Source organism: Parendozoicomonas verongulae (genome assembly GCF_009711465.1).
Classification (GTDB): Bacteria; Pseudomonadota; Gammaproteobacteria; order Pseudomonadales; family Endozoicomonadaceae; genus Sansalvadorimonas; species Sansalvadorimonas verongulae.
This window is the reverse complement of the sequence record NZ_SMME01000774.1, coordinates 1-13,672: the sequence shown is the minus strand read 5'-3', so window position 1 is coordinate 13,672 and position 13,672 is coordinate 1. Positions and strand designations below refer to the sequence as shown.

Sequence of the window (13,672 nt, the reverse complement as noted above, 5' to 3'; positions counted from 1 at the left end):
TATCGACAGAAGTACTGATCCATACTAACAAAGTGACTTTTGAAACTGCGTATAACCATGGATGGTCAGAATCGCTCAAACTCCCAAGCCCCACATCGGTATACACGGCCTTCGACATTCCGTCGAGAAGAAGCTCCTGAGCGCAGCTTGTCCACCAGCTCTGTTCGACGCAGTCCAAGTCGTCGCTGGTCTGTCAGGGAAGCTCCAGCTCAGACTCACTTTGCCAGTCATCCCATGGTTTTCCGGCTCCAGCTTCAGCATGCCATTGGCCGACGTGTGGTCACTCGTATCAGAGAGTTAGCGAAAAGCAGCTCTCTGATAGCATTCTTAAGATCGCACCACTCACAAATCAGCGAACCGGAATCTCTGGAGCTGGCTCAAAAGCACTCAGCACTTCTTAATACGTTTTCCAATGCGACCTCTACCAGCGAAGAGTTAGAACATCATCTGGAATCTCTGGTCCACAACCCCACTCTGGGGGATACAAAAAAAGCGGAAGTCATATCTCTGCTCAGCATCATGACAGATGATGACCCGGATGCTGACTCCTCACAGGCCGGTATCACCGAGTTTAACTCGTTAATGACAGAGTACACCCCTCGTGCTCTGGCTATTTTCCTTAACACTGGCTTTGGCAGTTATGTATTAGACAGTTTCAGGGATGACCATCTCCTTTCAGAAGACGATAGAACCAAAATGGGAAAGGGCCTGCTCCATATCCAAAGTCGCCTCAATGCCCGTGCCTCACATCTGCCAGACGGGCCGCTGATTGAATATGCCGACCTTTATATGGGAGAGGATATCGATCTGGAAGATCCAGATTACACCATCCCAGTGGCGATGAAGACTCTGGAAAACATAAGGGAGCAGCATGAAGACTCTCTGGCAGAGTCTGTAGATTTTCGTGGCATTCTGAAGTCCGGGGCCGCCGATCGTCACCTGCCTATAGCCTTAAAAGAGATAGAGCGCCTGAGAATGGAAAACCTGGGAATGCTCAGACAATCCCGTCCCACCTCCGAACATCCGGTGGTCTCTGTTGCTCGTCATATCGATAATTATCCAGAGCTGCGGGTTCTTCTTAAAGACGAAGAGTTATCCCATGAAGATTTAGAGCACATCGCCACTCACCTGCAAACCATTATGGAAGGTGACGAAAAAGCTATTTATGGGCTGCAGACCCTTGAAGAAAAGCTCAAAGCACTTCCCACTGAAGAAAATGAACTCTCCGATACCACTTTAGCGGAGCTGAGTGGCATCCTGAAAGAAGCAGCAAAGCTCACTACCAGCAACCTCAATAAAACAACTCTGGAGCTGTTAAGAAATCACATTAACGCGCAAGTATTTAATCGAACCAGAGAGCGCTTTGAAAAAGAGCTTTACCAGCAGCTACGTTTTTTAGAAAAAGGCGGCAGCGAGAAAACGTTCACTGTGGCCTTCAATATCGGAGCAGCGGCTTCCGTTGCAGGTGCAGACTCGGCCTCTCTTGGAGCAAAAGTTGAGTTTACGTTTAAAGTAACCGGAAATGATGATACCAAAATCCGGGTGTTCTACATTGTCAAACCCATGCTCACCTTTGCCGTTGGCAACCCAAAGCTCCTCGAAGGCTCTCTGGAGGCTGGACTTGCTCATAGCAACGGTCGAGTATTCCGCAACCTGGAAGAATTTGTTGCCTTCCACAGCAATGATCTTGTAGCCACACTGATGGGAACAGCGAGCAATGCACTGAAAAATACCAAAGGCAGCAGAAATGTCAGAAAGGCACAAAGCCTCCACCATAAGGTAACAGCTGACAGGCACCTTCTCTCACAAAGACTCACAGAACTGGGGGTCATTCACCCTGGTGATCAGATTCGGGTAAAACAAAAGGCAGCCGTCAACTATGCAGATTTTACCCAGCATACCGTTTCGACCACAGCAAAGGTCAAAGCCCTTGCCGGCACCGTGGAAGCAGACGCGACTTATCAGAAAAAGAAAACCCACTTCACCACGCGTACCAACCTCCTGTTTATGCTGCGTAACAACCCAGACAAGGCGCAGCCCAAGCATGTATCTTATATGTCGTTCTGGGTACCCGCCTCTCCCAGCGAGAAAGACGAGTATGAACAACTAAAAGAGCAGATTTACGACGGTCTGTCTCCACAGAAAGCTGAAAGGCTGGATAACTTTAAAGAAGAAGACGGTATTGTCAGCGTACGCAGAAGCGGAAAAACCGCTGTGGGCTGGATGGATGAGCAAGCGGCCTGTTTAGAAAGAATGCGCGCTCTTGAAGAAAACCCCAATACACCACTGAACGATCGAAGCTATGCCACAAGGGAGCGACTGGCAATTCGGGAAACTTTAAAAAAGGCGATTGTCGACCAGCATATTGAGCGCGACATGTATTACTTTACTGTCAACGCTATGGAAGGTTCTGTAGGAGAGGAAGCACCTCAGAAATCATTCCACGACATCAAGCGCAGTATGCAACGTACATATGGTGCCAAGGACAGGGGAAGATTTATTGCTGCCCATATTTATTCGTTTTACCACCTGCACCAGCTTTATAAGGATACATTCCTGCCACTGGAAAGACCGGAAGAGAATGACCCTATTTTTCATGCTGCTCTGGAAAGAACCATTGAACCTTCTCTGGATAAGCCAGAACTTAATCTTGAGGCCAGCAAGCATGTACGCAGAAGCCTGACGGCCACTTCCAGTGCAAAAAGTACAGAGAGCGTTCTCTCAACCCAGCTAAGTTTTGCCATTCCCAAAACCAATATTGGGATTTCCGCCGATATTAAACATTCCACAATTGGCAAAAACGTAAACCCCGATAACGATGGCAACTATTTCAACCTCGGTTTGAACATCAACAGTGGTTCTGCAACAACAGCTGTTGCCATAAAATCACTCCAGAAGGTGCTGGCCTCCACAGCCTCTTCAGATAAAGGCGCAGACAATTTGCCAGAGCTCACAACAGCAGCCTTGGCGGGATTGATCCCACATATGCCCTCTTTTGATGTTGAGGCCGGTATGCGTATAGAGTTCAATCTGGTCCAGCGGCATAAAGACTGGCGATTGCAATATGTAAGACTCATGTCTACCGACAAGCTTGGCCTTTCTATCCCCGAGATTGGCATTCCTACCGGCCCTATCGGCAGTGTGAAAATTGGAGCCAGCACTTCAGTAGCCAGCGCTCACAACTGGTGGGAGCAGCCGGGTGATAATACACTGACGTATATCACTGCCAAATATAACGGCTGGAAAGCCGGACAGATGCAACGTACCCCTTCATGGAGTGTAAAGCCTGAAGAGTTTGAAGAACTTACTCGAAAAGAGGGTGGCAATCCGTTTATTCGTTACACCAACCAACATAAAAAAGCGGTTTCTAAACTGCTTGTAAATATGGGAAAGGAAGATACCAATACCCACCAGGAGTTTATCGATATGCTGGAACAGTTAGATGACACCGCTCCACCGGGTTACCCTGGCTTTCTCAGTCATTTTAAACAGATAACTCAGGACTATGCCGCTAACCCCGACATCGAAAGGGTTACCCAGATACTCCCGGAGTTTGAACGCTTTATGGCCATGCATCACGATATTTACCTTCAGGAAGCTCGCAGCCGTTATCAGCCAAATTACGTTAAGGGTCGGATTATTTAATCTTCGCCAGATCCCACAAAAAAATGCCGACACGCTTATACGTACCGGCATTTTGGTTTTATGAATGCTTAATATAAAGGTTGTAATTAAGCGAAGTGACGAGTCTCGCCTACACCATCCACGTTAGTTACGCAGCGGCCACACAGATCTTTGTACGCTTCATGGGAACCTACGTCTTCACGGTGATGCCAGCAGCGGTCACACTTCTCGTATTCAGACTTAACAACAGCCACTTTCAGGCCAGACACTTCTGTTTCCACAACCATGTCAGACGCCTCAGCCAGAGGCCTCAGGTCGGCACGGGAAGTGATCAGCACGAAGCGCAGTTCGTCACCCAGCTTCTCGATTTGCGCCTTCAGTTCGTCAGATGCAAACAGAGTCACTTCCGCCTGCAGGCTGCCACCGATAGCGCCTCCGTTACGGGCATCTTCCATAGCCTTGTTCACGGCGGTTTTCACTGTCATGATCTGCGCCCAGAACTCGCGTGACAGTTCCGCTTCACCCAGAGATATCAAACCGGTGTACCACTCTTCCGTGTGAACAGTTTCGCCACGCTCACCCGGCATCACCTGCCAGATCTCTTCAGCGGTGTAGCTCAGTACAGGGGCAATCCAGCGTACAAACGCCTCCATGATGTGGAACATAGCCGTCTGGCAGCTGCGGCGAGGCAGGCTGTCAGTCTGAGTGGTGTACTGGCGATCCTTGATGATATCCAGATAGAAGCTGCCCAGATCCAGTGAACAGAAGTTGTGAACTTTCTGGTACACGTTCAGGAAGTTGTACTTGTCATAGCTGGCCAGAATCTCTTCCTGCAGCTGCAGAGCACGGTCAACCGCCCAGCGATCCAGAGGCAGCATCTCATCCCAGCCAACAATATCAGTCTTTGGCTCAAAGCCACTCAGGTTAGAGAGCAGGAAGCGGGAGGTGTTACGAATACGACGGTAGCTGTCTGCTGCACGCTTGAGGATGTCGTCGGATACAGTCATCTCAGTGGTGTAGTCAGTGGCAGATACCCACAGGCGCAGAATGTCAGCACCCAGCTTGTTCACAACCTTCTGAGGAGCAACCACATTACCCAGAGACTTGGACATCTTGCGGCCGTTAGCGTCCACGGTGAAGCCGTGGGTCAGCAGCGCCTTGTATGGAGGCACACCGTTCATGGCGATGCCAGTCTTCAGGGAAGACTGGAACCACCCACGGTGCTGGTCGGAACCTTCGAGGTACAGGTCAGCAGGTGCTTGCAGCTCGTCACGACGATCACATACGGAGTGGTGAGTCACACCGGAATCGAACCATACGTCCAGCGTGTCAGTCACTTTCACATAGTTGACAGCGTCATCGGCAGAAAGAATGTCTGCAGGGTCCAGATCGAACCATGCGTCCATACCTTCTTTTTCCACCAGAAGAGCCACCTTTTCCACCAGCTCAGCAGTTTGTGGGTGCAGCTCTTCCGTATCCTTGTGGATAAACAGAGTGATAGGCACACCCCAGGTACGCTGACGGGATACACACCAGTCAGGGCTCTGACCCAGCATGGATTCCATACGGTTACGGCCCCAGTCTGGCGTGAATTCCACACCTTCCAGAGACGCCATGGCTGTATCCAGCAGACCTTCTTTGGTCATGCTCACGAACCATTGTGGGGTGGCGCGGAAGATCAATGGAGTCTTGGTACGCCAGCAGTGTGGGTAGCTGTGGGTCAGCTTACCATGGTTCAGTACACGACCACGCTCTTGCAGCACTTCCAGTACACTGCCGTCTACCTTGTAAACGTGCTGACCAGCAAACAGTTCAACCTGTGGACGGAATACGCCGTGATCATCCAGATAGTTCAGGGTGCTAATGTTGTACTTCTTACCAACATTGAAATCGTCTACACCGTGGTCAGGAGCGGTGTGAACACAGCCGGTACCGGCATCCGTTGTGACGTGATCGCCGAGAATAATAGGCAGCTCTTTGGCGTAGAACGGATGGAGAACCTTCAGGTTCTCCAGCTTGGTGCCAACAGTGCGACCAAGAATTCTGTAGCCTTCACAACCGTAACGCTCCATGGCGCTTTCCAGCAGCTCTTCACCCAGAACCAGACGAGCTTTCTCGCCGTTGATTTCACACTGAACCAGAGCGTAGCCCAGCTCAGCACCAACAGTAATGGCTTGAGAAGAAGGCAGAGTCCATGGAGTGGTGGTCCAGATAACCGCTGCGATTTCACCTTCACCGTCTTCGTCACGGTCGAAAGCATTCAGCACAGCGTTTTCATCAACGGCGGCGTAGCGCACGTCGATCTGGGTAGAAGTTTTGTCCTGATACTCCACTTCCGCTTCCGCCAGTGCGGAGGCACCCACAACACTCCAGTAAACCGGCTTGTAGCCTTTTACCAGATGACCGTTCTCAACGATTTTTCCCAGAGAGCGGATGATGTCGGCTTCGGTTTCGAAGTTCATGGTCAGGTAAGGGTTGAACCAGTCACCCTGAATACCTAAACGAATAAAGTCGTTACGCTGACCATCCACCTGTTTGGCGGCATACTCGCGGCACTTGTTGCGGAAGGTTTTGTAATCCACCTTGTCACCCGCCTTGCCAATCATGGTTTCTACCTTGTGTTCAATTGGCAGACCATGGCAATCCCAGCCGGGAATGTAAGGTGCGTCGAAGCCACTCATTGTCTTGGATTTAACAATGATGTCTTTCAGGATTTTGTTAACGGCATGACCAATGTGAATATCACCGTTGGCATAAGGAGGGCCATCGTGAAGAATAAACTTGTCACGACCAGCACGAGCTTCACGAATTTTCCCGTAGAGATCCATCTCCTGCCAGCGTTTGAGCATGTCAGGTTCACGTTTTGCCAGATTGCCGCGCATTGGGAACGCGGTGTCCGGCAGGTTCAGCGTATGCTTGTAATCGCTCATTAGTCGTTTACCAGAGAATACAATTCAGTTTGGTCAAGCTTTTAGAGGCGAACTATTCAGCGAGAATAGCTCGCGCTCTGGATACATCGTTCTCGATAGCCGCTTTCAGCTCATCGAGATGACTAAATTTCTGCTCATCGCGAATTTTTTCTATAAATTCCACGCGAATTCTGCGCCCGTAGAGATCACCGGAGAAATCCAGCAGGTGAGCTTCCAGTCGCTCAATCTGCCCGTTTACAGTGGGGCGAGAACCGATATTGGCTACGGCACCATAGGGTTTATCCAGCCCGTGTACGCGAACAGCATAGACACCCTGCACAGGACAGTGGCAACGCCCGATACGCAGATTGGCAGTCGGCATACCCAGCCTGCGGCCCAGCTTCTGCCCATGATTTACCCGGCCAGAGATCGTGAACAGGCTGCCCAGCAGCTTTTCTGCCATGGCAAAGTCACCATCAGACAACAGCTGACGGATACGGGTACTGCTCACCCGGTCGCCATCCCTGATCACCGTGCGGGTATGATCCACCGTAAAGCCATATTGCTCACCGGCGTCCTGCAGAGATTCAAAGTTGCCTTTGCGGTCGCAGCCAAAGCGGAAATCATCCCCCACAACCAGATGGTGAATAGCAAGACCATCCACCAGTACCTGACGAATAAACTCATCGGCGGTCAGGCTGCGCAGGGCTTCGTTAAAGGACAGGCATAACACCTGATCAACACCGGCCCGATTCAACGCTTCCAGTTTGTCCCGAAACGTCTGGATTCGAGCCGGTGGGGGCGTATCAGCTCCGGAAACCCGAGCAAAAAACTCCCGTGGCAAAGGCTCAAAAACTATGACACAGGTGGGAACATCTTCCTTTCTGGCGCGCTCACGCACCTGAGACAGGATGTCCTGATGGCCAAGATGTACGCCATCAAAGTTACCAATGGTAGCGACACATCCCCGATGGTTTTCGGTGATGGCGCCGTGCCCTCGAATCAACTGCATCGGCTCTCCCTGAAGCCCTGCATGATCATCTTCATCGACGCCCTCCATCGATCACTTTCAAGTCGCAGAATCAAACCGGGGATTATATAAAGGAATAAGGACAAAAGTCAGTGCCGCAAGTGTCTTGGACGCAATCCCGCGGCAAATAATATCGCGCCATAGGCTCCCAAACCGGCCACAATCAGAATAACGAGGTGCTCAACACGCTGCAGCAACGACCAGTCCAGCCATGTTTGTGTGGAATGACTCAACCAGACCAGCACGCCGCCCATGGCAACGTTCGCCAGTAGCAGTCGGGTTCCATACAGCCCCCAGCCACTTTGCACTTTGAATACACCAGCGCGCACCAACCCCCAAAGCAGGAAACCAGCATTTAAGGCCGCAGATAATGATGTCGCCATGGCAAGACCCGCATGCTGGAACGACCACACCAGAGCCAGGTTAAAGCCCATATTGGAGATCATGGCGAACATCGCGATTTTCACCGGGGTTTTGGTGTCCTGACGGGCAAAGTAGCCGGGAGCCAGTACTTTGATCAGCATAAAGAACATCAAACCGGCTGAATAAGCCCGCAGGCTCATGGCTGCCATAATTACGTCCCGGTCTTCCATACGACCGTGGAAGAACAGTGTAGCGATGAGTGGTTCTGCCAGCAGGAACAAAGCAATACCGGCAGGAATACCAATGAGCAGCACCAGACGCACAGCCCAATCCAAGGTTGCAGAAAACGCTTTAGGGTCTTCTCCGGCATGCTGACGGGACAGGCTGGGCAAAATCACCGTGGCTATAGCAATGCCGAAAATCCCCAGAGGCAATTCCATCAAACGGTCAGAATAATAGAGCCAGGATATACTGCCGGTTTGCAGGAAAGAAGCCAGTACCGTATCCAGCAGCAGGTTAATCTGCGCCACGGACACACCAAACATAGCTGGCGCCATCAATTTGAGAATCCGGCGAACACCGGGGTCTTTCCAGCCCCACATAGGTTTAGGTAGCAGTTGAATTTGCTTCAGAAAAGGGATCTGTAACAGCAGCTGAGATGTACCAGCAATCACTACGCCCCAGGCCAGCGCCATCACAGGCTCATCAAAGTAAGGCGTCAGCAGCAGTGTGGAGCCGATCAAACTCAGGTTCAGCAACACCGGTGTGAAAGCTGGCACCGCAAACTTGCTGTAACTGTTAAGAATCGAGCCCGAAAATGCGGTAAGAGAAATCAGCAGCAAATAAGGGAAGGTGATTTGCAGAATATTTCCCGCCAGTTCCAGCTTGGCAGGCTCCCCATGAAAACCGGGAGCAAACACCAGAATCAGCCAGGGGGCTGTCAGCATCGCTAAACTGGTGACGATAGCAAGTGTTAAACCCAGCGTACCAGCCACACGGTTGACCAGCTCCTGCACGACCTCATGGGGGCGCTTGGTGCGATACTCAGACAAAACCGGCACAAAGGCCTGGGAGAAAGCCCCTTCCGCAAACAGCCTGCGCAGGAAGTTAGGAATTTTAAAGGCGACAAAAAACGCATCCGCCTCGGCCTGAGAGCCAAAGTACACAGCAATGACAACATCCCGCACCAAACCCAGCACGCGGGACAACATGGTCATAACTCCGACCACAAGGGAAGAACGTAAAAGGCCACCGCCCACTTTATTATCAGCGGCACCCTGTTTTTCAGAAGACATTCAAAAACTATCCAGATTCTTTCAGGCAATTTCCTTGTTTGAAAGTTTAACCGCTGGTCTGCACACAGCACCAGCGGGAGAAATACCCGATCATCGTTTAAAGGAGCCAGAATGAATTGACCGCAGGCATCAAACCCTTGACCCCCAGAGGCAGGAGTGCCAGAATCCGCGCACCCGTTTTATCATCTCCCGAAAGTGTCATCGGGATGTAAATACAGCTGGCTTACTCATAAGTACGGTTTCCGGTGCGGCTGCCGGGAATTGACAACATTTGAGCAACCCGGCATATTTGCGCGTTTTCAAATACAAACCGAATTTTCGAGGAGCTCCCGGATGGCTAACTCTCCTTCCGCCAAAAAGCGTGCACGCACTCAAGAAAAGCGTCGTCAGCACAACGCCAGCCAGCGTTCCATGGTTCGCACCTACATCAAGAAAGTAGTTGCAGCTGTTGAAGCCAAGAACGGTGAAGCCGCTACTGCTGCTTTCGCTGCTGCTGTTCCTGTGATCGATCGCATGGCTGATAAGGGCCTGATCCACAAGAACAAGGCTGCTCGCACCAAGAGCCGTCTGAACGCTAAGGTTAAAGCTCTGGTAGTTGCTTAATTTGCAAGCCGGCTAATGCCTTACGAAAAAGGAGCCAGAAGGCTCCTTTTTTTATACCTCTACACCATCACCATATTATCCCGGTGAACCAGCTCCGGCTCACCAGTAAAACCCAGCACCGAAGCCATTTGCTGGCTGGGCAGACCTAAAACCTTAACCACCTCTTCCGACGAATAATTCACCAGACCACGGGCTACCTCCCGCCCCTGACTATCTACGCAAACCACCATCTCGCCCCGCTTAAAGGTGCCATCGACACTGCACACACCAACAGGCAACAAACTGGAACCAGACTGACGCAGAGCCCGCACAGCCCCTGCATCCAGTGTCAACTTACCTTTCATCTGCAAATGGCCGGCCAGCCAGCGTTTGCGAGCAACCGTTCGCTCCTCATCAGGAAGCAGAAGCGTACCAAGGGGGTCGCCCTGATGCAGGCGTTCAACCACTCTTTCGATACGGCCACCGGCAATAACAGTTCTGGCACCAGAACGAGCCGCAAGACGGGCCGCTCGAAGTTTGGTAAACATCCCACCTCGCCCCAGCCTGCCTTTACTTTCCCCTGCCATCGCATCTAAGGCGGGATCACTGGCTTTTCGCTGATCTACCAGCACCGCATCGGGGTGCTTCCGAGGGTCAGCAGTGTAAAGGCCATCCTGATCGGTCAGCAGAATCAGAGCGTCCGCTTCCACCAGATTGACAACGAGAGCCCCTAATGTATCGTTATCACCAAATCGAATCTCATCGGTTACTACGCAGTCATTCTCATTCACTACGGGAATCACCCCCAACCCCATCATAGAGTTAAGAGCACTGCGGGCATTGAGATAGCGCTGGCGGTTGGAAAGATCAGCATGTGTCAGCAAAACCTGAGCGGTTTCAATGCCGTGCTCTGCAAAAGCGCTTTGCCAGGTTTGGGACAAGCCCATCTGCCCAACCGCTGCAGCCACCTGCAGTTCGTGTTCAGCTTTAGGGCGGGATGCCCACCCCAGACGGGTCATACCGGCAGCAATGGCACCGGAAGAGACAAGAATCGGCTGCACTCCCTGAGAGCGCAGCGCGACAATTTGAGCAACCCAGCCTTGAATACCTTCAGCATTCAGACGGGTGCCATCATCGGTCAGCAGGGCGCTGCCGATTTTAATCACCCAGCGCCGACCGGAAGAAAGGTGGCTGCGGCCATTATCGATAAGGCCGCCTTTATTATTGGAATCAGAACCCACTTCCCACTACTCCCGCAGAGGCTTTGCAAAGATAAGCCTCTGCCCTTCTTAAGACTTAAGGGGCGTAGAAGACTTCCACCTCGTGTTCATCGTCATCGTCTTCTTCAGCTTGCTGACCAGCCAGCTTTTCAGCCTGACGGCGTGCGCGGCGCTCGGCAGCCAGTTCCTCGATGCGAATACGGGCTTCTTCTTCCATACGCTCACGCTGCTCTGCTTCAGCCTGTGCGTATTCTTCATCGGTGTTTTCCTGCAGATTACGCTCTTCAATGAACGTCATCATGTTCTGGCACATCTGCATGGTACCATCACTGCTGATGGCAGAAATACGATAAACAGGGCCTTCCCAGCCCAGCTCACTGACAATGCGGTCACACAGGGCATCGCGCTCCTCTTCCGGCACCAGATCCAGCTTGTTCAACACCAGCCAGCGCTCACGGCTTGCCAGCGCATCACTGAACTCTTCCAGCTCATTGATAATGGCTTTAGCCGCATGAACAGGGTCAGTACCATCCACTGGCGCCACATCCACCAGATGCAGCAGAATACGGCAGCGGGCCAGATGCTTCAGGAAGCGAATACCCAGACCAGCCCCTTCAGCAGCACCTTCAATCAAACCGGGAATATCTGCGACCACAAAACTACGGTGTTTCTGAATACTCACAACACCCAGATTGGGCACCAGAGTAGTGAACGGGTAGTCTGCAACCTTTGGCTTGGCATGAGATACAGAACGGATAAAAGTAGACTTACCGGCGTTGGGCATACCCAGCAGACCAACATCCGCAATCACCTTCAGCTCCAGCTTAATGTTACGGGCTTCACCAGGCTTACCGGGCGTCGCGATACGGGGAGCGCGGTTGGTACTGGATTTGAAACAGGTGTTACCGATGCCGTTATGACCCCCACGGGCCACCAGCAGTTTTTCACCCGCCAGCGTCAGGTCACCAATCACTTCCTGAGTGTCTTCATCAACTACTGTAGTACCTACCGGTACGCGCAGGATAGTGTCTTCACCCTTGGCGCCGGTGCACTGGCCACCACGACCCTGCTCACCGTTATTGGCTTTGTAACGACGCGTGTAACGATAATCCACCAGAGTGTTCAGATCATTATCGGCCACCATATAGATGCTGCCGCCAACACCACCATTACCACCGTCAGGGCCACCTTTAGGGATGTACTTTTCCCGGCGGAAGCTCACACACCCATTACCACCTTTACCGGCTTCAACATGAATATGGGCTTCATCAACAAACTTCATTCTTACCTCCGCACCGCCTGCCACCCCCTGTATACGGGAACATCCAACAAACGGTAAATAACTGCGCCAGTCGGCTTATATTAGATGTCTTTATCCTTAACATCTTCCTTGGAATCTGCAAGAACAGCTAATATGAACCGGCTTTGGTTTTGAAATGTCGGGGGAACGCAGTTCACCCATAAAAAAAAGCCCTGCACAAAGCGGGCTTTTGAGGGGGCATTCTATGCAATCAGCAATAGGGAAACAAGCCAGTGTATTGCAACTCGTCCCCCACTCATTGCCTGACAGAGCATATCAAAGCCCTTCAAGTCGAGGATTATTGAGGAGAGTCTGCACAACATCCGATTTTTCTTCGGAATCCGGCAGTTTAAGGACAGCATCAAGCAACGTCTGACTACTAAACAACGACTGAGAACCACGGGCATCCCCTGGTGCCCAATGTGAACGATGCGCCAAAACCTCACCCATACACGCGATTGGCCCCTTCATCATCACCATAAGGTTGCCCTTGATATTCGCAATCTCATAACCCTCAAAACCCATACATCTGGCTAATCTTTCCCACTGGAAAGCCAAGGGGCGCAACAACCTGTAAAGTGGCCCATAGTAATTATTACCTCCTGGTGACGAGTAATCGACCACCTCACGACTTGAGGATCCAGCCTGAGAGCTTGCAACTACTCCCGCTACCGGCATACTCCGCGGTTCATCATAAGCGGATCTAAAGCCCCCTCCATCCGGCACAGGGCATGTTGCCCCCAGTGATAAGTCAGAGGAATCAGAGGCGCCACAGGTATATTGGGATAACTTTAAAGGCTCAACCAGCTTGCCATCGCCCCGTCTGGCTTTAACCTTTGGCATTCGGCAGTCATGCTTGTCAATGTCTCCATACTGAGTGGTAGCCTTACATGACAGACAGCTAACCTCCATGGCCCGGACTGCGCCCTCTTGTTGTCGTGCCATCTTTGTTCGAATGCGACGATCCTCAAGCTCTCTGCACTGAGGGCAATTTTTCGTCTCATTCAGAACCACCGGCTCACAGTCAGCGCACATGTAATGCTTATCCAGACACAATGACACTGTGGCAAACTTTGAAGAAGAGAGGCAAATGGAACACTCCACTTTAACCTCAGAATCACGCCGCAAATCGAAACCAAAGACACGACCATCCCTGTTCTCACAGTGATAGTTTTGAACTCCGCCAGACTCCATATTTCACCTCTCATAAAGTGTTTTAGATCGCCTTGCCTTAGTAACAGGCAGGGGCATTAGAGTCATACAGAAAAGAAATCGTTTTAACTAAGGTGTTAGCGTTACTGCCTTACACTATCAAGAGCAAGAGGGGGGGGGAAGTGAAGGGAAGATAT

General features: G+C 51.4%; 8 protein-coding genes. 2 read left to right on the top strand and 6 right to left on the bottom strand.

Translation table 11 applies throughout. From position 1 onward, the window contains the following. Nucleotides 1–39: 39 nt before the first annotated feature. Nucleotides 40–3,645 carry a hypothetical protein gene (locus E1189_RS06350; protein WP_155159198.1) on the top strand — a complete coding sequence of 1,202 codons (3,606 nt, stop codon included), beginning with the start codon at nucleotides 40–42 and terminating at the stop codon, nucleotides 3,643–3,645. 86 nt (nucleotides 3,646–3,731) lie between these two features. Here E1189_RS06350 and ileS read toward each other — a convergent pair whose 3' ends face one another. The 3 genes from ileS to murJ are packed head-to-tail and all read right to left on the bottom strand — an operon-like array spanning nucleotide 3,732 to nucleotide 9,221. Next, on the bottom strand, nucleotides 3,732–6,554 hold the full coding sequence (gene ileS, locus E1189_RS06345) for an isoleucine--tRNA ligase (RefSeq protein WP_155159197.1): 2,823 nt from the start codon (nucleotides 6,552–6,554) through the stop codon (nucleotides 3,732–3,734). Nucleotides 6,555–6,606: 52 nt separating this feature from the next. Continuing rightward, a complete protein-coding gene (ribF, locus tag E1189_RS06340; protein WP_329601924.1) occupies nucleotides 6,607–7,593 on the bottom strand; it encodes a bifunctional riboflavin kinase/FAD synthetase in 987 nt (328 codons plus the stop codon). Between the two features lie 59 nt (nucleotides 7,594–7,652). Then, nucleotides 7,653–9,221 carry a murein biosynthesis integral membrane protein MurJ gene (murJ, locus tag E1189_RS06335; protein WP_155159196.1) on the bottom strand — a complete coding sequence of 523 codons (1,569 nt, stop codon included), beginning with the start codon at nucleotides 9,219–9,221 and terminating at the stop codon, nucleotides 7,653–7,655. A gap of 333 nt (nucleotides 9,222–9,554) precedes the next feature. Here murJ and rpsT point away from each other — a divergent pair, with 333 nt between their 5' ends. Then, nucleotides 9,555–9,824, top strand: a complete 270-nt coding sequence (gene rpsT / locus E1189_RS06330; protein WP_155159195.1) for a 30S ribosomal protein S20 — start codon at nucleotides 9,555–9,557, stop codon at nucleotides 9,822–9,824. Nucleotides 9,825–9,883: 59 nt separating this feature from the next. On the opposite strand, the gene proB is transcribed toward rpsT, so the two are convergent. The 3 genes from proB to E1189_RS06315 all read right to left on the bottom strand — a co-directional run bounded on the left by proB (nucleotide 9,884) and on the right by E1189_RS06315 (nucleotide 12,848). Further along, nucleotides 9,884–11,044 carry a glutamate 5-kinase gene (proB, locus tag E1189_RS06325; RefSeq protein WP_329601922.1) on the bottom strand — a complete coding sequence of 387 codons (1,161 nt, stop codon included), beginning with the start codon at nucleotides 11,042–11,044 and terminating at the stop codon, nucleotides 9,884–9,886. A 55-nt stretch (nucleotides 11,045–11,099) separates the two neighbouring features. Further along, nucleotides 11,100–12,305, bottom strand: coding sequence for an Obg family GTPase CgtA (gene cgtA / locus E1189_RS06320; RefSeq protein ID WP_155159194.1), 1,206 nt, complete (start codon nucleotides 12,303–12,305; stop codon nucleotides 11,100–11,102). A gap of 294 nt (nucleotides 12,306–12,599) precedes the next feature. After that, the gene (locus E1189_RS06315; RefSeq protein ID WP_155159193.1) at nucleotides 12,600–12,848 is read right to left on the bottom strand and encodes a hypothetical protein; all 249 of its coding nucleotides are present in this window, start codon (nucleotides 12,846–12,848) and stop codon (nucleotides 12,600–12,602) included. Between the last annotated feature and the right edge of the window lie 824 nt (nucleotides 12,849–13,672).